Here is a 22,886-nt window from a genome sequence, read left to right on the forward strand (position 1 = left end):
GCAACAGCACGGAGGCACCAGAACGCAGGGACCGGGCCGACGGGCGGCGTCCTATAAGGCGATAAGGAAGTCCACAATTGACTCCAGTGGGCTTGTTCCCTCCGGTAGGAAGCCTGGTGGCCAGAGTGGTGGCTCCCGGTCCGGTTGTTCGGCGTTGTAGCGGCGGCCGGTGGGCGAGATCCAACCGGGTGGCTCATTGCTTGTTGCCGGACCCGGGCTCCAGCCGGTTCGATGCTTGAGTCGATGATGTTTGGGGCACAACTGTCCCAAGTTACTGATTCCGGTGGATCCTCCATGTTCCCAGGCCTTGAGATGGTCCGCCTCATTGTCCGGGCTGGGGTTGCTGCAGCCGGGGAAGGTGCATTTTCCGTCCCGCATCCGCAACCACCGTTTGAGCGGCTCCGTGAGCCGATAGTTTGTGCGGCCAAGTTCAAGCGGAGTTCCGTCGCTGGGGTCCACCAGGACCCGGTAAAACGAGCCGGCACCCTCAGCGACGAGCCTGCGGGCCATCGACGCCGGGATCGGCCCGTAGTTATCGAGTTCGGCTGGTTCGTCGGTGGCACCGAGGAGGGAGCAGGCCGGGACCGTAACCAGCACGTCCGCTTTGATAGACGGTCCGCCTCCGGCGAGCTGGCCGGTCTCGCCGAGCAGCAATCGGGCCGCCTCGTCGACCTTGAGTTGGGTAAGGGTCCGGGGTTCATCCGGCCCCTGCAGTCCGCGGGCCAAGGCAGACGACTTGTTCCAGATGGCACACGCCTTGTCCGCAGCCATGTAGAGGGAGACCCATGCCATGCCGTCGCGGTCCGGGCTGTACTCCATCCGCCGGTCTTCAACCGACTTCGCATGCCTGCTTTCGAGTGACTCGGGATGATGGCGCTCCCGCCAAGCACGCACCTTCCGCCGGAACCGGGCTGGTGCCAACTCCCCCGCCGCGGCGCCCCTGGCTGCGTTTGGGGCTTCCGGGTCCAGGAAGTGCGCAACAAGTGCAGCGGCAGCGGCGTTCTTGAGACCGCTGGTTTCATCAACGATGATCCGGGCATGCTGCCATGAGATTTCCCCGGCCTGCAAGGCATCGAGTGCGGCCGGTAAGGAAGTGGTCAAAGCGTGGGCGTCACCCAGCAAAGCCGCTGCAGCCCGTTCCCCAACAGTCAGCACGCAGGCGACTTCCGCTACCAGGCTCATCTCACGCGCTGATGACTCGTACGCACTCTCCGCCGGCGCCTCTAGCGCGTCTGCTGCGTCTGCATAGGTCGCCAGCAGGTGAACTTTTGTCGCCGCAGTGACGGCTTCAATCCGGGCCACAACGCCCAGACCGTCCAAGCACGAATCAGCAACTTCGCGAAGCGGATCCGCTTCGACCCGACCAGCGTGATCCGGGGTGGCCGTGGAGCCAGCCAGGACGGCGGCAAGCTCACCAGCCAGCGAGGCGAGGGATGTGACAGCAGCGGCCAGATCGACCTTGCTTCCACTTTCCAGAACCGCCCTGGTTTCCATAACCAAAGCCTGCCACTAGGGTCCGACATTTTGATTCCGGTGCCTAGGCCGGTTCAGTTTCGGGCTCCGAACAGGAGCCTTGCCTGCAAATTCTCATAAAAGAGGAAGACGCTAGACCTCCGCCACCGGCGCCGCGAACTGTGCCTCATACAGTCGGGCGTACGCCCCACCGGCGGCCAGCAATGAAGCATGCGTCCCCTGCTCAACGATCTGGCCGGCCTCCATCACCAGGATGAGGTCGGCGTCACGGATCGTGGACAGGCGGTGCGCAATCACAAAGGACGTCCGGTCGGACCGCAGCGCGCTCATCGCCTTCTGCACCAGCACCTCGGTCCGGGTATCCACGGAAGACGTCGCCTCGTCAAGAATCAAAACCGAAGGCTGCGCCAGGAACGCCCGCGCAATCGTCAACAGCTGCTTCTCGCCGGCGGAGACGTTGGAGCCTTCGTCGTCCAGCACGGTGTCGTACCCCTCGGGCAACGACTTCACGAACCGGTCCACGTACGTCGCCTGCGCGGCCTCCAGCACCTCGGAAGTAGAAGCAGCAGGCCGCCCGTACGCGATGTTGTCCCGGATGGTCCCGCCGAACAGCCACGTATCCTGCAGCACCATCCCCATCCGCGAGCGCAGGTCGTGCCGGGTCATGGTGGTGATGTCCACGCCGTCGAGCGTGATCCGGCCGCCGTCCAGCTCGTAGAACCGCATCATCAGGTTCACCAGGGTGGTCTTGCCGGCACCCGTTGGCCCAACAATCGCCACGGTCTGCCCTGGCTCAGCGACCAGGGACAGCCCACTGATCAGAGGCTTGTCCGGCGAATACGAGAAGGACACATCCTCGAACACCAGCCGCCCCCGCGCACGCCCATCCGGGCTCTGCAAGGCAGCCCCGGCAGGATCCGCCGACTGCTCCTCCGTATCCAGCAGCTCGAACACCCGCTCGGCGGAGGCCACCCCGGACTGCAGCAGGTTGGCCATGGACCCCAACTGCGCCAACGGCTGGGTGAACTGCCGCGAATACTGGATGAACGCCTGCACATCGCCCAGCTGCATCGCCCCGGACGCCACCTGCAAGCCTCCCACCACGGCGATGCCCACGTACACCAGGTTCCCGATAAACGTCATGGCCGGCATGATCAGCCCGGAAATGAACTGCGCTCCGAAGCTCGCCTCATACAGCTCTGCGTTCTTTTGCCGGAACCGGTCCCCCACTTCGCGCTGCCGCCCAAAGACCTTCACGAGCGCATGCCCGGTGTAGGTCTCCTCGATCTGCCCGTTCAGCTCGCCGGTGTTGGTCCACTGCTGCACGAACAGCTTCTGCGAGCGTTTGGCGATCAGCGTGGTGATCCCCAGCGTCAACGGAATGGTCACCAGCGCGATCAGCGCCAGCGTGGGCGACAGGATGAACATCATCACCAGCACGCCCAGCACCGTCAGCACCGACGTCACGGCCTGGCTGATCGACTGTTGCAGGCTCTGCGAAATGTTGTCCACATCGTTGGTCACCCGGCTGAGCAGCTCGCCGCGCTGGATCGAATCGAAATACCGCAGCGGCAGCCGGTTGATCTTCGCCTCAATCTGCTCGCGCAGCCCGAACACCGTCCGCTGCACCACGCCGTTCAGCACATACGCCTGCCCCCACATGAACGCCGAGCCAAGCACGTACAGCACCAGCGCCCACGTGAGCACACCCGCCAGCGCGGCGAAGTCGATCCCTGCGCCCGGCGTGAGCGTCATGGCGCTGAGCATGTCCGCCTTCTGGTTCTCCCCCGATGCCCGCAGCATCGCAATCAGCTGCGCCTGCGTCATCCCCGGCGGCAGCTGCTTGGACACCACCCCGGAGAAGATCAGGTTGGTGCCCTCGCCCAGCAGCCGCGGCCCAATCACCTGCAGCACCACGCCCGCCACAGCCATGGCCAGCACCAGCATCAGCCAGAACCGCTCCGGCCGCAGCGTGCCCAGCAGGCGTTTAGCGGAGCCGCTGAAGTTCATCGCCTTCTCCGCCGGGACGTTCATCCCGGCAAAGGGGCCGCCGTGTCCAGGGCCGCCGCGCGGCCTTGGGATGCGTACGACGTCGGCCTGGCCAGCTCCAGCGGCAGGCCCGGCTTTGGTGCCGCGTGAGGGGGTGGGACCGTGGCTCATACCGTCTCCTCCGCTGCCAGCTGGGACGACACAATCTCGCGGTACGTCTCCGACGTCTCCAGCAACTCATGGTGCGTCCCGTGCGCAACGATCCTGCCGTCGTCGAGCACCAGGATCTGGTCCGCATCGACGATGCTGGACACGCGCTGGGCGATGACCACCATCGTGGCCCCCGCGATATTGCGCTTGAGTGCCTGCCGCAGCCGGGCATCCGTCCCCGTGTCCAGGGAGGAAAACGAATCGTCAAAGATGTACAGCTCGGGCCGCTTCACCAAAGCCCTGGCGATGGCCAGCCGCTGCCGCTGGCCGCCGGAAACATTGGTGCCGCCCTGCGAGATGGGCGCGTCGAGCGCCTCTTCCATGCGCTCCACGAAATCGCGCGCCTGCGCAATCTCCAGCGCGGACCACAGCTCCTCCTCGGTGGCGTCCGGGTTGCCGTACAACAGGTTGCTGCGGACGGTTCCGGAGAACAGGTAGGGCTTCTGCGGCACCAGGCCAATGTGCCCCCACAGCAGGTCCGGGTCCAGATCCCGGACGTCCACACCGTCCATCAGCACCGCCCCGGAAGTGACGTCGAAGAGCCGCGGCATCAGGTTCACCAGGGTGGTCTTGCCCGAACCGGTGCTGCCGATGATCGCCGTCGTCTCCCCCGCACGGGCCGTGAAATTGATGCCCGACAGCACCGGATGCTCGGCACCCGGGTAGGCGAATCCGACGTCGCGCATTTCCAACTCACCCCGCCGGACCGCGCTGGTGACCGGCTGCTCAGGCGGCAGGACGCTGGAACTGGTGCCCAGCACCTCGCCGATCCGGTCCGCAGACACCGACGCCCGAGGAATCATCACCGCCATGAAGGTGGCCATCATGACGGACATCAGGATCTGCATCAGGTAGCTGAGGAACGCGATCAGGGTGCCCACCTGCATGGACCCATCCTCGATCCGGAACGCGCCGAACCAGATCACCGCCACGCTGGAGACGTTCAGGACCAGCATCACCGTGGGGAACATCAGGGCCATGAGCTGGCCGGCGCGGAGTGCCACGTCGGTGACGTCGGTATTTGCTCCGGCAAAGCGTTCCGTCTCCACGTCCTCGCGCACGAACGCCCGCACCACGCGGATGCCGGTGAGCTGCTCGCGCAGCACGCGGTTCACGGTGTCGATCCGGGCCTGCATCTTCCGGAACAGCGGCACCATCCGCGTCACGATAAGCCCGACGGCGATCAGCAGCACCGGGACGCACACAGCGATGAGCCACGAAAGTTGGGCGTCCTGCCGGATGGCCATGATCACCCCGCCGATGCTGAGCATGGGCGCCGCAACCATCAGCGTGGCGGACATCAGGACCAGCTGCTGCACCTGCTGCACGTCGTTGGTGGAGCGGGTGATAAGGCTGGGGGCACCGAATTTGGTGACTTCCTGCTCGGAGAACTGTCCCACCCGCTCGAAGATGGCGCCGCGCAAGTCCCGGCCCAGCCCCATTGCGGCCTTGGCACCGAAGTACACGGCAATGACGGTGCAGGCGATCTGCGCCAGCGTGACCAGCAGCATGACGCCGCCGGTGGACAGGATGTAGCCGGTATCGCCCCGGGCCACGCCCTGGTCGATGATGTCCGCGTTCAGCGTGGGCAGGTACAGCGACGCGATGGACTGCGCCAGCTGGAAAACCACGACGGCGGCCAGCAGCGGCCGGTGCGGCCGCAGGTATTCGACAAGCAACTTCCAGAGCATACGCAGAGCCCTCACCTGACGGAGTGTCCACAAAACCTCGTGCGAAGGTCAGTGTACGTCCGGAAAGGGCAGTTGATCCTGCCAGATGGCTGGGAAAAACGGCAGTTCTCCCACGGCGTATTGCAACGGTCCTGCGGGAGATTCGGAGGCGCCGGTGGGTACGTCCATGTGAGAGAACCGGTGGGGCGCTGGGAGCGCTCCGCTCACCGAAGGATGGAAGAACGAACGATGCCTGCCGCCACAAAGAACGCCCCACAACGCACTGCCAGGTTTGGAATGGCCTTCATCGGTGTCCTGCTCATCGCCGTCAACCTTCGGGTGTCCTTTGTCAGCGTGGGGCCGGTCCTGGTCAACATCAGCAGCGACCTGGGACTCTCCAGCGCCGCAGCCGGGTTCCTTACCGGCCTGCCGCTGATCGCTTTCGCGGTCTTCTCGCCATTGGCTCCCGGTTTCGCTTCCCGCCTGGGCCTGGACCGGGCACTGTGGATGTCCCTGCTGATCCTCGCCGGGGGCATCGTGCTTCGCTCCTTGCCCGTGCCCGGCTTGATCTGGGCGGGGACGATACTGATCGGCGTGGCCATAGCGTTTCTCAACGTCTTGGTGCCCTCCCTCGTGAAACGGGACTTTCCGTTGCGGGTCAGCCAGGTCACCGGAAGCTACACCGCTGCCCAGGCCGCCTTCGCAGCAGTGGGGGCCGCCGTCGTCGTACCCGTGGCGCAGACGTCCCCGGCAGGGTGGCGACTCGCCCTGGGAGTCTGGGCGGGACTGGCCCTCTTCGCCATGGCGGTGCTCCTGCCCTGGCTTCGCCGGCACACGGCAAGCAAGCAGCAATCCGCCAAGCCCGAAGCCGCCTACCGGTCACCCTGGGGTTCAGCCCTGGGCTGGCAGGTGACGGCCTTCATGGGGCTGCAGTCCATCGCCTTCTACGTCCTCATGGCGTGGTTGCCCACCATCGAACAAAGCCGCGGGACCCCGGCCACCACTGCCGGCGTGCACTTGTCCGTTTTCCTGCTGATCAGCGTGTTCGCCAGCCTGGGGACAGGCGGCGTCCTCCACCGGGGATCGGACCAGCGGCTGGTCTCCTTTGCCAGCGGGGCATTGGTGTTCGTGACCTTCCTCGGCCTGGCCCTGGCCCCGGACCTCGTCCTGCTGTGGGTTGTCCTGGGTGCTTTGGGGTGCGGGAGCCTCATTGTCATCGCCCTGTCGCTGTTCAGCCTCCGGACCGTGAACCACCCGCAGGCAGCATCACTGTCCGGAATGGCCCAGTCCGTGGGCTACGCCCTTGGCGCCGCGGGTCCAGTGGCTTTCGGCGCACTCCACGACGCCACCGCTGACTGGACGCTTCCACTGTTCGCCACCGCCGGTGCCATGGCGGTGCTGGCGCTGATGGGCCTGCTGGCCGGCCGTGACCGCGTGATCAGGGAACCAGTCGATCGGCACGGTAGCGGTCAAACAGCGCGGTAAAGGCATCGAGCGTCCGCCGATATCCCGTGAAGCCGGCATCCCTGCTCTTGCCCATGTCCGTCACCACCTCGATGTTCCGCCCCAGGTCGCCATCGGTGTGCCACCAGCTGGCAACACGGCCCAGGTCCGGTTCGCTGAGGTTGTTTTCCCCGGCAATTCGCCGCCACTGGTCCTCCCGGCCTGCCATGGACTGCTCCAGCGGACGGGGCTTCCCCTGGTACCCCTCCCACTCCACACCGAAGTAAGCGGCGAGCTTCGGCCACATCCAGCGCCAGCGGAACACATCACCGTTGACGATATTGAAGGCTTCGTTGGCGGCCACGGGAGTAGTGGAGGCCCAGACCATGTGCTCGGCGAGCAGGCCCGCGTCCGTCATGTCCGTCAGGCCGTTCCACTGGGTTTCGGATCCGGGAAAGACGAACGGCTCCCCGCTGTCCCGGCAGAGGGTGGCCTGCGCCGCGAGTGTGAGGCCCATGTTCATGGCGTTACCCACCGCATGGCCAATTACGGTGTGGGCGCGGTGTACCGACCAGGTGAATCCCTGCTCCCCGGCCGCGGCCCAGAGCTCGTCTTCCTGGGCATAGTAGAAGTTCCGCACCGGAAGGCGGGGCTCCTCCTCATGGAACGGCGTATCCGGCATTTCCCCGGCTGCATACGCCTCGAACGGTCCCAGATAGTGCTTGAGCCCGGTCATCAGGGCCACATGCGCCACGTCCTTTCCCCGCAGTGCGGCGAGGAGGTCACGCAACATGCCCGCATTAACGGCGATGTTCTCCTCCTCCGTGGCGCGCCGGGACCACGCGGTGAAAAAAACATGCGAGGGGTTCTCCGGAGCAAGCGCGGCGGCGAGGGAGGAAGCCGAGGTCAGGTCCGCGGAAAGCCACTTGACGCCGGCACGCTCCGGTCCGGGCCGCCGGGACAAGGCGAGGACGCCCCAGCCTGCACCAACCAGGGTATCCACCAGGGCGGACCCCGCGATGCCGGTGGCGCCTACCACCAGGGCCGTCCGTCCGTTGCCTGCTGCTGTTCCTGATTCGATGGTCATGGTACTCCTCTTGGTTTGGGTGCTGGGTGTGTCCGCGCGTCAGCACGGCCTCACGCTTTGGCGGAGGCCCGCGCGCTGCATCGCGCCGGGACAATGGGCCAACGAGGACCCACTGGCGACAAGCCACGGCGTCCGGCAGATATTCCGTTCGTAGGAAATCGCGTCGGAAGCGAGGAGCCAGCTGCGTTCGATCAGGACGATTCGCCCACAGGTTTCACCCATGGCGTAGGCGTGACTTGCGCTGTCAGCGGTCCATGTTCAAATAGGAGGGTTGCACCGGCTGCCCGAGTCCAACCGCGGCCTCGGCCCAACGGAAGGAAAAAGCACATGACCGAACCCCAAGACCATCCTCCGGTCCCCACTCCCGGGAGCGCACAGGGCCTGGACCAGAAGGTTGAGGGCGGGTGCCCGGTGGCCCATGGCAGTGCCACCGCCCAGGGCAGTGAGAGTGAAAACCCGGCAATCGATTCGCCCCAGCCCAAGGGTCACCGGCCGCGGACGAACCAGGACTGGTGGCCCAACCAGCTGGACCTTTCCGTACTGCACACCCACGGCCAGGCAAGCAACCCGCTGGGCCCCTCCTTCAGCTACCGGGAGGAATTCCAGAAGCTCGACGTCGAGGCGCTCAAGCGGGACATCACTGAGGTCCTCACCACTTCCCAGGACTGGTGGCCGGCGGACTTCGGCCACTATGGCGGCCTGATGATCCGCATGAGCTGGCACGCCGCCGGAACCTACCGCGTCCACGACGGCCGCGGCGGCGCAGGCGACGGCAGCCAGCGGTTCGCGCCGCTGAACAGCTGGCCGGACAACGCCAACCTGGACAAGGCCCGCCGCCTGCTGTGGCCCGTCAAGCAGAAGTACGGCCAGAAACTGTCCTGGGCCGACCTGCTGGTCCTCGCGGGCAATGTTGCCCTTGAGTCCATGGGCTTCAAGACGTTCGGCTTCGCCTTCGGCCGCGAGGACGTATGGGAGCCCGAACAGATTATCTGGGGCCCCGAGGACGCCTGGCTCGGTGACGAGCGGTACACCGGTGAAGGCACCATGGCGGACAACGTCGGTTCCACCGAGATGGGCCTCATCTACGTCAACCCGGAAGGCCCCATGGGCAACCCGGATCCCGTGGCTGCTGCAGCGTTCATCCGGGAGACGTTCAAGCGCATGGCGATGAACGACGAAGAGACCTTTGCGCTGATCGCCGGCGGCCACACCTTCGGCAAGACCCACGGCGCCGGCCCTGCAGACGCACACGTGGGTCCCGAACCCGAGGGTGCCAACCTCGAGGCGCAGGGCCTTGGCTGGCTCAGCACCTACGGCAGCGGCAAGGGCGGCGACACCATCACGTCCGGCCTGGAAGTCACCTGGACGGACAAGCCCACGCAGTGGAGCAACCGCTTCCTCGAGATCCTGTTCGAGTACGAATGGGAACTGGTCAAGAGCCCCGGCGGCGCCCACCAGTGGGTGGCCAAGGACGCCCCCGAGATCATCCCGGACGCGCACGACTCCAACAAGAAGCACCGCCCCACCATGCTCACCACGGACCTGTCGCTGCGCTTCGACCCCACCTACGAGAAGATCGGCCGGCGCTTCCTGGAGAACCCGGACGAATTCGCGCTGGCCTTCGCCAAGGCGTGGTACAAGCTGCTGCACCGCGACATGGGCCCGGTTGGCCCGCACATGCTGGGCCCGTGGGTTCCGGAACCGCAGCTGTGGCAGGATCCCGTTCCCGCCGTCGACCATGAACTGATCGATGAGCAGGACATCGCCCAGCTCAAGGCAAAGCTCCTCGATTCCGGCCTGACCATCCCGCAGCTGGCCGGCACGGCCTGGGCATCGGCCGCCACGTACCGCAAGACCGACCGCCGCGGCGGTGCCAACGGCGCGCGCATCCGGCTGGAGCCGCAGCGCAGCTGGGAGGCGCACGAGCCGGAGCAGCTGGATGCCGTGCTTCCGGTGCTGGAGCGGGTGCAGGAGGAGTTCAACGCGGCACAGTCCGGCGGCACGAAGGTTTCGCTTGCGGACCTGATTGTCCTGGGCGGCGCCGCCGCCGTGGAAAAGGCAGCGGCCGACGCCGGGTTCCCCGTCACGGTGCCGTTCCGTCCGGGCCGCACGGACGCGGCACAGGAGCAGACCGACGTCGAATCCTTCGGTTACCTGCAGCCGGAGGCCGACGGGTTCCGCAACTACCTGCGCCCCGGCCTGAAGCTCCAGCCGGAAACCCTGCTGCTGGACAAGGCGTACATGCTGGACCTCTCCGCACCGGAAATGACGGCGCTGGTGGGCGGCATGCGCGCGCTGGGCACCAACGTGGGCGGTTCCAGCCATGGCGTGCTGACGGACAAGCCGCAGGTCCTGACGAACGACTTCTTCGTCAACCTGCTCTCGCCCGGCACCAAGTGGAAGGCTTCCGAGTCCGAGGAGAACGCCTACGAGATCACCGACGTTGCCACCGGCGAACTCAAGTGGACGGCCACTTCGGTGGACTCGGTCTTCGGTTCCAACTCGCAGCTGCGGGCGCTGGCCGAGGTGTACGCGAGCGGGGACGCCAGGGAGAAGTTCGTGAACGACTTCGTGGCCGCCTGGTCCAAGGTCATGGAGCTGGACCGCTTCGACCTGAACTAAGCAACACCACGAGCCTCCGGGCCGGCCGCACTCCGCGGCCGGCCCGGAGCCGTTTAAAGTCCCTACAAGTCAGCCGGGAAGCTGATCACTGCCGTGGTTCCGCCGCCCGGCGTCTCCTTGAGCGTCAACTCTCCGCCGTGCGCCTCGGCAATGCGGCGGCAGATCGCCAGTCCCAGGCCGGACCCTTGTCCGTCGCCCTCCCGGTACAGCCGGACCAAAGGCTCCAGCACACGCTGCCGGTCCTCCACGGCAATGCCCTTGCCGTTGTCCGCCACCAGGACCGTCACACCGTGATAATTGGAAATGCCGCTGATGCGCACTTTCAAGTCCCGGTCCGGGCTTGGATAATTCACGGCATTGGCCACCAGGTTCTGCAGCAGGGTGCGCAGCTGGCCGGGGTCCACGTGAAGCTTCAGGTCCTCGCTGTCCACGGCAGCGTCGGGTCCGAACGGGAGGCCCAGGTCATTGGCCACCTCAACGGCCACGGTATGGAGGGATGCGGGCTGCCGCTGGATGCTTCCGCCCATCCGTGAGTAGCTCAGGACGTCTTCAAGCATCGCGAGCATCCTGTGGCCGCTGGCACCGATGAGCTGGAAATACTCTGCGGCGGGGTGGTCGGTGTCCACGTCGTCCTCGCCCATTTCCACGTAGCCCAGCATGGTGGTGAGGGGGCCGCGAAGGTCGTGGCTGACGCGGCCGGCGAACTCCGCCAGTTTGGCGTTGCTTTCCCGCACATCATTCAGCGCGGTGTGCAGCTGCAGGGTGCGGCGCTGGAGTTCGAGCAGTTGCACGGCCTGGCGGGCCAGGACCTCCAGCATGTCCTGCTGTTCCTTGCTCAGCACCGCAGGCGAATCGGAGAAGACACACAGGGACCCGATAACGAACCCGGATGCCGTTTCCAACGGCACGGACGCATAGAACCTGACGGCGGCGATCTCGCCGGTCACAAACGGGTTTGCCGCGAAACGCGGGTCCAGGGAGGCGTCCGGAACCACGGTGGCCTCCCCCGAGAGGAAGACCTTGGAGCACATGGAGTCGTCCCGGGAACAGACACCCGGATCGATGCCGACGGCTGCCACCTGGCGCTGCTCGTTAGACGTCACAACGTTAATCACGCCGTAGGGGACGCCGGAGAGCCTGACGGCGAGTTCGACGAGATTCTCAAGGGGCTCGCCGGACAATTCTGCGACTGCGGCCAGCGGGGCCTCGTCGAGCCGGGTGGCCAGGCCGTAGTCCCGCAGTAACTCGTCCCGCCCAGCCTGATCCATGAGAGCTGCCGTTGTTGTATGAATGCCCGTCACTAACCGTCCCCTTCCAGACCGCAATGTGGGTCCCGGGGCGATAGTACCGGCCAGCGGCAGCGCCCGCGAACACGTTTCAGCACGGTGCAGCCGGATCCCGCACGCACATATCTGCAAGACTGGCTCCCGTGATCACTGAACATGCGCTGCTCCCTGTCATTGCGGGCCGGGAAGAGGAATTCGAGGCCGCATTCGAACAGGCCCGCCCCATCATCGCTTCCATGCCAGGCTTCCTCTCGCTGTCCCTTTCCCGGTCGGTCGAAACGCCCAGCACCTATCTGCTCCTCGTGGAGTGGGAGTCGATTGAGGACCACACTGTTGGTTTCCGCGAATCTCCCGAATACCAGCAGTGGCGCGCGCTGCTGCACCGCTTCTACGAGCCGTTTCCAGTGGTTGAGCACTTCAATCGGGTGGAACAGGCCCGCTAAAAACCAGAGCCTTAATTGGGGGGAGCCCCCGCGCGAGTCAAGCTCCAGCGCGAGGGCTCCTGATGCTTCCTGCCGGGGAACTGACGTGGAAGCAATTACAAATTACCGGCCAGTAGGTTGGGCCTAGACCAAAAACTGACGCCTTGGGCCAATCTTGATCCAACCTTGAGCAGTGATTTTCAGGCTCCTAGTCGGCGGGATCGGCAGCAGCGTCCGGGTCCTCTTCGGGTTCGAAAGTGTTCGGCGCGGCGCCATCGGAAATCCCGACGCCGTCCTTCCCGCCCGGGATCCCGCCGTCGGCCTTGCCCTTGCCGGCTGGCGAATCCTCCTGCGGCTCATCCTCAGGCAGTGAATCAGGTGAATTGATGGACATCGCTCCTCCTTCTGTGGCTGGGCCTCCACGCTAACAGCACCCAAAGCAAAAGGCGCCGGAACGGCTGGAAGTTTCTGCCCGCCGTCGTCCCTTCCGCCCCTGTCAGCTCCCCAGTTCGGGGGCCCGCTGCTGCCTCAGGATGAAGCGCTGCAGCTTTCCCGACGGCGTCTTGGGCAGGTCCTTAACAAAGTGGATGCGGCGCGGATAGGCGTGTGCGGCGAACTGCGTCTTGACCATGTTTTGGAGCTCGGCCACCAGGGCATCACTGCCCGTGGTCCCCTCCGCCAGGACCACGTAGGCCTCCAGGACTTCGCCGCGGAGTTCATCCGGAGCGCCCACCACGGCAGTTTCCAGGACCGCCGGGTGGGTGGCCAGGACGCTCTCCACATCGAACGGGCCAATCCGGTAGCCGGCCATGATGATCACGTCGTCATCCCGGGAGGAGAAGAAGTAAAAGCCGTCTTCGTCCACCATGCCGGCGTCACCGGTCAGGTACCACCTGCCGTCCGGGCTGAACCGTTCGGAGGTCTTCTCCGGCGCGTCCTGGTACCCCCTGAACCACATCATGGGACTCTCCGCCACGTTGACCGCCACCCGGCCCAGCTCACCCGGCGCAGCCGGTTCGTCGGCATTGTCCTTGAGCACCGCGCAGCTCCATCCCGGAAGGGGGCGTCCCATGGAACCCGGCCTCAGCTCCGTCCGCACGTCGTCATGCCAGGCGTTGATGATCATCATCCCGTGTTCGGTCTGCCCGTAGTGGTCCCGCACCGGAACGCCCAGCACCTCCCGGGACCAGCTGATCACCTCCGGGGTGAGCGGTTCGCCGGCGGACGAGGCACGTCGAAGGCCGAAAGGGCCCGTTGCGGCGTCGGTTTTCGCGCGCATGGTCCGGTACACCGTGGGAGCCGCCGCGAAATTGGTGACGGAAAATGCCTCCAACACTTTGAAGCTGAGCTCCGGCGAGAACGCCGCCTGCAGCAGGAGGTTCCGCCGCCCCGCCGCCATCGGCCCCAGAATGCCGTAGTACAGGCCGTAGGCCCAGCCGGGGTCCGCCGCATTCCAGAAGACATCCTCTTCACTGACGTCCAGGCCCAGCTCGACGTACTGGCGGAACGCGGCCAACGCACGGACGGGCACCGGCACCCCCTTGGGGGCACCCGTGGTTCCGGAGGTAAAGATCAGCACCAGCGCGCCGTCCCCGCCCACCGCCTCGGAGGCGATTCCCGGCTCCTGCTTGGCCAGGAGCGGCGTTAGCGCCAGGTCCGGCTGTGATGCTTCCGCACCGACCACCACCACGGCGGCCGCGGTTTCCTGGATCTTCATCCGCTGGTCGGCGTCAGTGATCACTGCCTTGGCGCCGGAGGCTGTGAGGCGGAGTTCGATGGCCGGCCACGCGAACGCCGTGAACAGCGGCACATGGACTGCCCCGCGCCGCCAAATGGCCAGCAGCATCACCACAAGGTCCGCCGACTTTCCCATCAGCGTGGCCACCGCATCACCGGGACCGACGCCAAGCTCCGCCAGGGCCGCGGCTCCCCGTTCCGAGCGCTCCCGGAGCTCGCCGTAGGTGATGTCCTCCGCCGAAAGGTCGGCCGCGACCACCGTGAAGGCAACCTTGTTGGGATCGTGGCTGTCACACAGGAGGTCCGCGGCGCAGGCGTCGGCCGCACCGTATGTGGCAAGAAGGGCATCAACTGCTGGAACCGGACGGGACATTCGTTCTCCTTTGAACAGTTACACCGGAAGGGCAATGGCACCTGAAGGGCAGTGACATAAACCTACTGCAGGGTAGGGCCCTCCGCGCCATCCGGATGATGGGCGACGGCGGGACGCGGCAGGGTGCCGGGCCACGCCCTCGCGCTTTCGCAAAAGTCAGCCGTTGGCACCCGGCGGCCGGATGATCCGCCGCTGGGTGGCGGCGGCGATGGCGGCGGTGCGGTTGTCCACTCCGAGCTTGCCGTAGATGTGCACCAGGTGCGTTTTTACGGTGGCTTCTGAAATGAAGACTTGCTTGGCGATGGCCCGGTTGGACAGGCCGGTGGCGAGCAGTTCCAGCAGCTGCACCTCGCGCGGGGTCAGGGATGTGCCCGGATTGCTGATCCGGTCCATCAGCAGCGCGGCAGCGCGGGGTGCCAGCACGGTGCCGCCCGCAGCGGCCTGCAGGACGGCCTGCCGCAGCTGCTCCGGCGGGGCGTCCTTCAGCATGTAGCCGCCCGCCCCGGCCTCTACCGCCGCGAGGATGTCCGCATCCGTGTCGTAGGTGGTGAGGATAAGCACCGGCGGCGGCGCGGCGAGCTTCCGGATTTCGGCAGTGGCTGTGACGCCGTCCATCCCCTCCCCCATCTGCAGGTCCATCAGGACAACATCAGGCCCCTCGCCCAGTGCCGTCAGCCGCGCCAGTTCCTTCAGCGCGGCCTTGCCATCGGAAGCCTCGGCGGCAATCGAGATGCCTTCGAATCCTGTGAGCATGGCGCGGAGCCCGGCGCGGACCACCGGATGGTCGTCCACCAGCAGGACACGCACTTCACTCACTGTTCCTCCACAGGCAGCCGGATGGCCACCACCGTACCCTCACCCGCCGCCGACTCCACCGCCAACGAGCCGTTCAAAGCCGTGACCCGCTCGTGCAGCGAGCGCAGCCCGTATCCGCTGCCGTCCGCTGCGCCCGCTGCACCTTCCGGAGCTGACGGATCAAAGCCCGTGCCGTCGTCGTAAATGTCCATGGTCACCTCGGTGCCCAGGAAGGCGACGCTGACGACGGCGGTGGCGGCCCTGGCATGTTCGCGGACGTTCGCCAGGGACGCCTGGGCCGCGCGCAGCAAGGTGACGCGGACGGGCTGGGGCAGCTCCTGCGGTTCGCCGTCCACCTCCAGCCGGCAGCGCAGCTCCAAGCCTGAAGCCGCGGCTGAGGTCTCCGTCGTGTCGCAGAGCCGGCGCAGGGCCTCCACCAGCGAGGTGCCTTCGAGCTGGGGCGAGGAGAGGCCTCGGACAAAGCTGCGGGCCTCGGCCAGGTTGTCCGCCGCGGTCTGCTGCATCAGCGCCAGCCGGCCGGACGCAGTAGCGGCATCTCCGTCCGCGAGCGACTGCTCCGCCGCCCGCCCCAGCAGCACAATGCTGGACAGGCCCTGCGCCAGGGTGTCGTGGATTTCACGGGCCAGCCGCTCCCGCTCCGCGAGCACGCCGGCTTCGTGCTGGGACCGCGCCAGCTCCTCCCGCGTGCGGCGCAGCTCGTCGGCCGCGCGCCGCTGGTTTTCGGCCTCACGGTAGAGCGCGGCGTACGCCAGGCCGGTGATCACCGAGAAGACCGCGCCGAGGACGGGCCCGACCACGGCGGCCGCATGGGGTACGGGGGCACCGCTGGCTGCCCACTGGGAGGCGATCACCGCCACCGTCATCAGAGCGATGGTCAGCAGCGCCGGCCGCCGCGGAAGCAGGTGCAGGTGCAGGAAAAAGATGGGGAAGGCCAGCCAGGCGAAATCGGCACTTCCGGCGAGCAGGAACGCCCACAGGACCGTCACCAGTCCCAACCACAGCAGGCCGTGGCGGCGGGGGTCGAAGGCGATGCGGCCTTCCGCGTGCCGCTTCTCCAGGACGGTGCCGGTCAGGTAGACGGCAGCGAGGACGACGGCGGCGCCCGCCCACACCCAGCGGAGCGGGCCTCCGGCCATCAGCATCCGGACCAGGCCGACGGCCAGCAGCAGGGCGAATCCGGTGTGCAGGGTGACCCGCAGCACGCGGAGGATGGCCGCCGACGATGCGTTTTCCAATGCGCCCAGAAGCCCGCTGGATGGGGCCGTCTCCGAAGTTGGCGGCAGGGGCGTGGAGGGCATTGCATCAGCTTATGCCGGGACAGCGCGGAGGGGATCAACCAAAAGGTTGACCCCGGGATCAACCCTTCCATTCCCCCGGATCAACCATCCCCGCGATGCCCGCGCGGGAAACCGCCGGAAGAGTGGAGGTACAGAAACCATCCACCCCTGCTGAGAGAAGAAACAACGTGTTCCTGGCAATCCGCGATATCCGCTTCGCCAAAGGCCGGTTCGCCATGATGGGCGGCGTCGTAGCCCTGATCACCCTCCTGCTGGTCATGCTTTCCGGGCTAACGGCCGGCCTGGCCGAGCAGTCCACCTCCGCCATCGGGAAGCTGGGCGCGTCAGCTGCCAAGCCGGTGGACCTGGTGGCGTTTGGCGCCCCCGGCTCCGGCGTCCCCAAGGCGTCCTACACCGAAAGCTCAGTCACCGCCGCGCAGGTGGACAGCTGGGAGAGCCAGCCCGGAGTCCAGTCCGCCGAGCCGCTGGGCATCACCCAGACAAGGGCGCAGACGGCGGACGGCTCCGGCACCGCGAACGTGGCACTGTTCGGGGTATCACCCGGCAGCCCGCTGGCGCCCGTGGACGTATCCGCCGGAACCGCCGCGGTGGGGTCCTCGGTGGCAGAGGCCCTGGCGGTCGGCCAGGGGGACAAGGTGTCCCTGGGCGGGGTGGAGCTTTCCGTCGCCGCCGTGGTGCCGGACCAGTGGTACGCACACACCAGCGTGGTGTGGACGGCCCTGCCCGCATGGGCCAAGGCTGCGCACGTGTCCGACGCCGGACAGCTGGCCACCGTCGTCGCCGTCACCTACGCGGACGGGGCCACGATGGACGAGGCAGCGGCGAACGGCGCGGCAAACACGGTGAGCGAATCCCGCACCGGATCCTTTCAGGCCCTGGGCTCCTTCAAGAGCGAGAACGGCTCATTGACCCTGATGCAGGCGTTCCTTTACGGGATCTCCGCCCTGGTGATCGTGGCCTTCCTGACCGTCTGGACCATCCAGCGGACCCGGGATATCGCCGTCCTCAAAGCCATGGGCGCGCCCAGCTCCTACATCCTTCGGGATGCGATGGCCCAGGCAGCCATCGTCCTGCTGGCGGGAGCCGGCGTCGGTGGCGCCGTAGGTGTAGCCGCCGGCTTCTTCGCTGCCAAGGCGGTCCCATTCCAGTTGAACGTGGGCACCACGGTGCTTCCCGTCGTCGGGATCGTTGCCCTGGGTCTGGCCGGCGCAGCGCTGGCCGTGCGCCGGGTGACAAAGGTCGATGCGCTCCTCGCGCTCGGCGGCAACTGACCTCTTCCCTCCCCTGAAAGGAACTCTCCATGTCCACTCCCGCGCCCCTGAACTTGCTCAACGTCACCCTCCAATACCCCGACGGCGGCGGCACCACCACCGCCCTGGACCGGGTCAGCCTCACCGCGGAAGCCGGCCAGCTGGTGGCACTCGTGGGCCCTTCGGGGTCCGGAAAGTCCAGCCTCCTGGCCACCGCCGCCACCCTGGTCCGCCCCAATACGGGGCAGGTGGTCATCGACGGCACCGACACTGCAGGGCTCAAGGACAAGGAACTCACCACACTCCGGCGCGAAAAGGTGGGCATCATCTTCCAGCAGCCCAACCTGCTCCCCTCGCTCACCGCCGTCGAACAGCTCACCATCAGCCACCACCTGCGCGGAAAGTCGGCCAAAGCGGCCGGGTCCAGGGCAGCAGAACTGCTGGACATCGTCGGGCTGTCCGCCAGCGCAGGGAAACTTCCGCACCAACTCTCCGGCGGCCAGCGCCAGCGCGTGAACATCGCCCGTGCGCTGATGGGCAGCCCCAAAGTGCTGCTGGTGGACGAGCCGACGGCGGCACTGGACCACGAACGGAGCGCCTCCATCATCGCCCTCCTGCGGCAGGTGACCACGGAGTTTTCGGTGGCGACAGTGATGGTCACGCATGACACCGAGTTCGTGCCGCTGACCGACGTGGTGGCCACCATGCGGGACGGCAGGCTCACGACGCCGGTCCTGACGGATGTGTGAGCCTGCAGGAGGCTCCTGCGTCACATAGGAACTGCCTGCCCCTGGCCGGTCTCCTGCTGCACAGCGCTGCTGGTCAACGGTTCTGCGGGTTGCGGTGCTTCGGCCAGGGGCAGGATCAAAAGGTTGCGGTGCAGCGTCACCCACCCGTCCCGTTCCAATTCGCGGTGGTCGAACTGGTCAGGCACGAAGACAACTGTCCTATTGCCGGGGTCCGGCACCTCCACCAGGATGTCCCGGCCGTCACCGATACTGTTGCACGCTTCCCAATAGTTGTGTTCGTCGTACGGGTACTTTCCCACCAGGCACACCACACCGGGCACCATTCCGGGTGCAGCGTAATAGGTCATCGACTCGTACTCCGCCAGGAGCCGCGACTCACCGATCCTCGCGTCCCCGTCCTCATCCTGGATGGCGTGGACGGCATCCAGCTTGGTCAACTGCCGCTCCAGCACTTCCACCGTCCCGGGAACTGGGACGAAAAACTTCACGTAGAGGAACCCCAGGACCGCGCAGGTGCCAACGCCAACAACCGCGGCGAGGGTGATGATGAGTTTCCAAAACAGCGTCAGTGGTTCCGCGGGTTTTTGGACGGTCACGATGGTCAAGCGCTGCCCCCTCAGGCTGGTGAACTCCCTGAACGCTACACCAGAGACCTCACCCCAACCCCGCGTGTCGGTGGGACAGGCAGGTGGGGGCCCGGCCCGTCCCCGCCACACGCAAAATTGATGGGATCTTGAGGCAAACCTTGCCCTCCCTAGACGTTGCGGGTCCACGCTGGAGTCACAGGCAAAACCAGCTTTTGGGGAGCAGGAAGTCATGGGAAGCAAGACAGCGTTGGACAGCGAAGTCACAACCGTTGGCGGCGTGCTGACAGATCGTCAGCCGTTGGACTTCCACATGCTGGGGGTGGCAGGGTGCATCGACCGGCTGACGGCACCCCTGCGCCAGCGCGGGACGGCCGTTCAATGGGACACTCCGCACTGGGGCCTCGAGATCCCTGCGGAGTCCGCATTCCTCCTGTACCAGTCCGCCCGCGAGTTACTGAGCAACGCGTTCAAGTACTCCTCCGCGCACACGCTCACCATCCAGCTTGCGGCGGTTGACCACGGCATCCGCCTGGCAGTGTCCGACGACGGCACAGGCTTTGACAGCAACCTTGCCACCAGCGGACGGCACCACGGCTACGGTCTCCGGCTCATGTCAGTAGCCGTTCAGGAAGCGGGCGGAACGGTGGAGATCACCTCCAGCCCCGGCCGGGGCAGCAGCGTCACGGTCACGCTGCCGCTGGACTGAACGTACGGCTACACAGCCAAGGCGCCAAGAGGCTCGGATGCCCGCCGTCGCTGGGACGGCGGGCATCCGTACGCCCGGAAGGACGCCCGCGCGCACGTCCTTCCGCTGGCAAGCCGGCATCGTAATCCTTGACAGGTCCGGGAGCGAAGCGCTGAATGAGGGATGCGCCAACCCAACTATCCCCGCTCTACAAGTGACAGGAGCAGCCATGACTGAGAACCCAGCCAAGGACGACGACGACCGGGTCCATAGCGAGGCCCCCGCCGAAGGCGACCCCAATGCCAACCCCAGCGACCTGCGCGTCCACCCCCAGGATCCTGCCGAAGGGGCGGACGACGACGGGAAGACCACGAAGAGCTGAGCCTCCCTCAGATCCACTCAACCCTCCCACTCCGTGGAACACCCCTTGCGGGTACGAATCTCCGAGGCTATTTTGAAACGTATCAGAAAACGCTTTCAGGACAACGGAGTTGGATACATGGCGGACAGTCTCATCCGGTGGATCGACGGACAGGCCCCTACGGAAATCGGCGGAACCACCTGGGGCATGCCGTTCCCACGCGGGACAGTGCCCGGAGTGGAGTCCCTGACAGTTACCGATGCCGCCGGCACCCGGGTGCCCAGCCAGGCATGGCCCCTGGCCACCTGGCCGGACTCCTCATTGAAGTGGGCAGGCATCGCCCTGCCGGCAACAGAGGCACCGTCGGACAGCTACCAGGTGACGTCAGACGGCGACACAACCACCGCGGCCAGCCAGCCGGCGTCGGACGGTGCTTCAGTCAGAGTCACCGAACGTGCCGACGCACTGGTTGTGGACACCGGCGTCCTGGAGATGATGATCAACCGCAGCGGCTCCACCCTGTTCAGCAGCCTGGCCCGGGACGGCCGGGAAGTTGCCCGCGACGCACGACTGGTCAGCCTCCTGCAGGACGGCGTTGCGGAAGGCGAGGGCACGGTGGGCCGGCAGGCCTTCACGGGTGAGGTCACCGCCGTCGCCCTGGAACAAAGCGGCCCCGTCCGCGCGGTGGTTCGGCTGGAAGGCGCCCACCGCCCGGACGCGCCGGACAACGGGAAGCGGGAGTGGCTGCCATTCGTGGTGCGGTTCTACTTCTACGCCAATGCCCGCAGCGTGCGGATGGTGCACTCCTTTATCTGGGACGGGGACGCGGAGCAGGACTTCCTGGCCGGACTCGGCGTGCGCTTCACCGTGCCGCTGGAGGCCGACCTGCACGACCGGCATATCCGCATTGCGGGCGCAGACGGCGGCTTCCTCACCGAGGCGGTGCGCGGACTCACGGGACTGCGCCGGGACCCCGGCGCGGAGGTGCGGGAGGCGCAGATCGCCGGCCGCCCCACTCCCCCGGCGGATGCCTGGAACCCGGAAGTCTCCGGCCGCCTGCACCTGATCCCCACCTGGGGCGACTACACCCTCAGCCAGCTCAACGCGGACGGTTTCGAACTGCGCAAGCGCACCGCCGCCGGCCACGGTTGGGTGGGGATCTCCGGCGGAACGCGTTCGGCGGGCTTCTGTTCCCTCAGCGATACCCGGGGCGGCCTGGGCGTGGGGATCAAGGACTTCTGGCAGTCCCATCCGGGGCAGCTGGACATCCGCGGCGCCGCCACCGGCGAGGCAACGGTCACCGCCTGGCTCTACTCGCCCGAAGCGCAGCCCATGGACCTGCGGTTCTACCACGATGGCCTGGGCCAGGACACGTTTGAGGAACAGCTTGAGGGCCTTGAGATCACGTACGAGGACTATGAACCGGGGTTCGGCAATCCCACGGGCATTGCCCGTACCCACGAGTTGACCATGTTCGCCTATGAGGCCACCCCGTCCACCGAAAGCCTGGCCGCGGATGCTGCCTCCGCCTCCACCCCGGCCCTGCTCCAGGCCACTCCGGAATACCTGCACTCCGTGGGGGTTTTCGGCGACTGGGCCCCTGTGGACCGCAGCACTCCGGCGCGTGCCCGCCTGGAGGACCGGCTGGACTTCCTGTTCGACTTCTACGCCGGGCAGGTGGAGCAGCGCCGGTGGTACGGCTTCTGGAACTACGGCGACGTGATGCACACCTACGACTTCGACCGGCACGTCTGGCGTTATGACGTGGGCGGCTATGCCTGGGACAATTCCGAGCTCTCCCCCGATCTCTGGCTCTGGTACTCCTACCTGCGCTCGGGCCGGGCGGACATTTTCCGTTTCGCGGAGGCCATGACGCGGCACACCGGCGAGGTGGACGTGTACCACCTGGGCCCATGGAAGGGGCTGGGCTCCCGGCACAATGTCCAGCACTGGGGCTGCAGCGCCAAGCAGTTGCGGATCAGCACCCCCGCATACCGCCGCTTCTACTACTATCTGACGGCGGACGAGCGCACCGGGGACCTGCTCACCGAGCTCGTGGACAGCGACCAGAACTTCCTGGGCCTGGACCCGGTCCGCAAGGTCCGGCCGGACGCCGCCACCTACCGGCCCAACCGCGGCGCCCTGGGCGTCGGGCTCGGCACGGACTGGGGATCGCTCGCCGCCACCTGGCTGACGGACTGGGAACGCACCTGCAATCCGCGCTCACGGGACCGGCTGCTGGGCACCATGGCGGACATCGGGGCGCTCAAGTACGGGTTCCTCACCGGCGAAGCACTGTATGACCTGGACAAGGGCCGGTTCGATACGGGCCGGGAGCAGATTTCGGTGTCACACCTCAGCGCCGTGTTCGGGTTGGTGGAGATCTGCAGCGAACTGGTTGATCTCGTGGATGATCCGGAGTTCGAGCGCGCCTGGCTGCAGTACTGCCGGCTGTTCCTGGCCACCAAGGAGGAGCAGGTGGAAGCTGTGGACCAGCCACTGGAGGGCATCTACCTCACCCAGGCGCACAGCCGGCTCACGGCCTATGCGGCGTCGAGGTTGCAGGACCGTGACCTGGCAGCCCGGGCCTGGGTGAGCTTTGCCGAGGGCGGGGAGCACCTTAACCACGAATCCGCGTTCACCTTGCGGAAGATCGAACCGCCGTACGTATTGCTGCCGGTGGATGAAGCGCCCACGGTCTCCACCAATGACACCGCGCAGTTTGGGCTTGCGGTAATCCAGAACCTGGCACTGGTGGGCGACCACCTGGACTGACGCGTCGTCCCCAGCCGGGACCAACGACGGCGGCACCTGGCTTTCCCTTCCCT

Annotated in this window: 18 protein-coding genes; 8 read left to right on the forward strand and 10 right to left on the reverse strand. The window is 66.5% G+C overall.

Translation table 11 applies throughout. From position 1 onward, the window contains the following. Nucleotides 1-51: 51 nt before the first annotated feature. The 3 genes from ACFO0G_RS11155 to ACFO0G_RS11165 form a co-directional block, all read right to left on the reverse strand. Nucleotides 52-1,494, reverse strand: coding sequence for an HNH endonuclease signature motif containing protein (locus tag ACFO0G_RS11155; RefSeq protein ID WP_376977629.1), 1,443 nt, complete (start codon nt 1,492-1,494; stop codon nt 52-54). A gap of 111 nt (nt 1,495-1,605) precedes the next feature. Then, nucleotides 1,606-3,633: an ABC transporter ATP-binding protein gene (locus ACFO0G_RS11160; RefSeq protein WP_376977631.1), complete on the reverse strand. Its 2,028-nt coding sequence runs from the start codon at nt 3,631-3,633 to the stop codon at nt 1,606-1,608. Continuing rightward, a complete protein-coding gene (locus ACFO0G_RS11165; protein ID WP_376977983.1) occupies nt 3,630-5,363 on the reverse strand; it encodes an ABC transporter ATP-binding protein in 1,734 nt (577 codons plus the stop codon). The genes ACFO0G_RS11160 and ACFO0G_RS11165 overlap by 4 nt, the downstream gene beginning before the upstream one ends. Nucleotides 5,364-5,591: 228 nt before the next feature. On the opposite strand from ACFO0G_RS11165, the gene ACFO0G_RS11170 reads away from it, so the two are divergent. Further along, complete coding sequence (locus tag ACFO0G_RS11170; protein WP_376977633.1) at nt 5,592-6,827, forward strand: MFS transporter; 1,236 nt, start codon at nt 5,592-5,594, stop codon at nt 6,825-6,827. Here ACFO0G_RS11170 and ACFO0G_RS11175 read toward each other — a convergent pair. Beyond that, nucleotides 6,781-7,872 carry an SDR family oxidoreductase gene (locus ACFO0G_RS11175; protein ID WP_376977635.1) on the reverse strand — a complete coding sequence of 364 codons (1,092 nt, stop codon included), beginning with the start codon at nt 7,870-7,872 and terminating at the stop codon, nt 6,781-6,783. The two genes, ACFO0G_RS11170 and ACFO0G_RS11175, sit on opposite strands and share 47 nt — an antisense overlap. Nucleotides 7,873-8,199: 327 nt before the next feature. Here ACFO0G_RS11175 and katG point away from each other — a divergent pair, with 327 nt between their 5' ends. Next, nucleotides 8,200-10,494: a catalase/peroxidase HPI gene (gene katG, locus ACFO0G_RS11180; RefSeq protein ID WP_376977637.1), complete on the forward strand. Its 2,295-nt coding sequence runs from the start codon at nt 8,200-8,202 to the stop codon at nt 10,492-10,494. A gap of 62 nt (nt 10,495-10,556) precedes the next feature. On the opposite strand, the gene ACFO0G_RS11185 is transcribed toward katG, so the two are convergent. Further along, nucleotides 10,557-11,762 (reverse strand): GAF domain-containing sensor histidine kinase, encoded by a 1,206-nt coding sequence (locus ACFO0G_RS11185; protein ID WP_376977985.1) that lies wholly within the window; start codon nt 11,760-11,762, stop codon nt 10,557-10,559. 161 nt (nt 11,763-11,923) lie between these two features. On the opposite strand from ACFO0G_RS11185, the gene ACFO0G_RS11190 reads away from it, so the two are divergent. Continuing rightward, complete coding sequence (locus ACFO0G_RS11190) at nt 11,924-12,223, forward strand: antibiotic biosynthesis monooxygenase family protein (protein ID WP_286399483.1); 300 nt, start codon at nt 11,924-11,926, stop codon at nt 12,221-12,223. Between the two features lie 187 nt (nt 12,224-12,410). Here ACFO0G_RS11190 and ACFO0G_RS11195 read toward each other — a convergent pair whose 3' ends face one another. The 4 genes from ACFO0G_RS11195 to ACFO0G_RS11210 all read right to left on the reverse strand — a co-directional run bounded on the left by ACFO0G_RS11195 (nt 12,411) and on the right by ACFO0G_RS11210 (nt 16,426). Beyond that, complete coding sequence (locus tag ACFO0G_RS11195; RefSeq protein WP_286399485.1) at nt 12,411-12,596, reverse strand: hypothetical protein; 186 nt, start codon at nt 12,594-12,596, stop codon at nt 12,411-12,413. Nucleotides 12,597-12,698: 102 nt separating this feature from the next. Continuing rightward, nucleotides 12,699-14,312, reverse strand: a complete 1,614-nt coding sequence (locus ACFO0G_RS11200) for an AMP-binding protein (RefSeq protein ID WP_376977640.1) — start codon at nt 14,310-14,312, stop codon at nt 12,699-12,701. A gap of 156 nt (nt 14,313-14,468) precedes the next feature. After that, nucleotides 14,469-15,128, reverse strand: coding sequence for a response regulator (locus tag ACFO0G_RS11205; protein WP_286399490.1), 660 nt, complete (start codon nt 15,126-15,128; stop codon nt 14,469-14,471). Then, nucleotides 15,125-16,426, reverse strand: a complete 1,302-nt coding sequence (locus ACFO0G_RS11210; RefSeq protein ID WP_376977643.1) for a sensor histidine kinase — start codon at nt 16,424-16,426, stop codon at nt 15,125-15,127. Before ACFO0G_RS11210 ends, ACFO0G_RS11205 begins: the two co-directional genes overlap by 4 nt. Nucleotides 16,427-16,593: 167 nt before the next feature. Here ACFO0G_RS11210 and ACFO0G_RS11215 point away from each other — a divergent pair, with 167 nt between their 5' ends. Next, on the forward strand, nt 16,594-17,697 hold the full coding sequence (locus ACFO0G_RS11215; protein WP_376977645.1) for an ABC transporter permease: 1,104 nt from the start codon (nt 16,594-16,596) through the stop codon (nt 17,695-17,697). A 29-nt stretch (nt 17,698-17,726) separates the two neighbouring features. Next, entirely contained in the window at nt 17,727-18,425 is a 699-nt protein-coding gene (locus tag ACFO0G_RS11220; protein WP_286399496.1) for an ABC transporter ATP-binding protein, read from the forward strand. A gap of 20 nt (nt 18,426-18,445) precedes the next feature. Here the strand turns inward: ACFO0G_RS11220 and ACFO0G_RS11225 are convergent, their stop codons facing one another. Next, complete coding sequence (locus ACFO0G_RS11225; protein ID WP_376977987.1) at nt 18,446-19,021, reverse strand: hypothetical protein; 576 nt, start codon at nt 19,019-19,021, stop codon at nt 18,446-18,448. 220 nt (nt 19,022-19,241) lie between these two features. Between ACFO0G_RS11225 and ACFO0G_RS11230 the strand changes: the two genes are divergently transcribed. The 3 genes from ACFO0G_RS11230 (at nt 19,242) to ACFO0G_RS11240 (ending at nt 22,833) form a co-directional block, all read left to right on the forward strand. Further along, a complete protein-coding gene (locus ACFO0G_RS11230) occupies nt 19,242-19,718 on the forward strand; it encodes a sensor histidine kinase (RefSeq protein ID WP_376977647.1) in 477 nt (158 codons plus the stop codon). A gap of 208 nt (nt 19,719-19,926) precedes the next feature. Beyond that, nucleotides 19,927-20,079 carry a hypothetical protein gene (locus ACFO0G_RS11235; protein WP_376977649.1) on the forward strand — a complete coding sequence of 51 codons (153 nt, stop codon included), beginning with the start codon at nt 19,927-19,929 and terminating at the stop codon, nt 20,077-20,079. Nucleotides 20,080-20,196: 117 nt separating this feature from the next. Then, on the forward strand, nt 20,197-22,833 hold the full coding sequence (locus ACFO0G_RS11240) for an exo-rhamnogalacturonan lyase family protein (RefSeq protein WP_376977651.1): 2,637 nt from the start codon (nt 20,197-20,199) through the stop codon (nt 22,831-22,833). Nucleotides 22,834-22,886: the final 53 nt, after the last annotated feature.

It is taken from the genome of Arthrobacter sedimenti (genome assembly GCF_042652025.1).
In the GTDB taxonomy this organism is placed as follows: Bacteria; Actinomycetota; Actinomycetes; order Actinomycetales; family Micrococcaceae; genus Arthrobacter; species Arthrobacter sedimenti.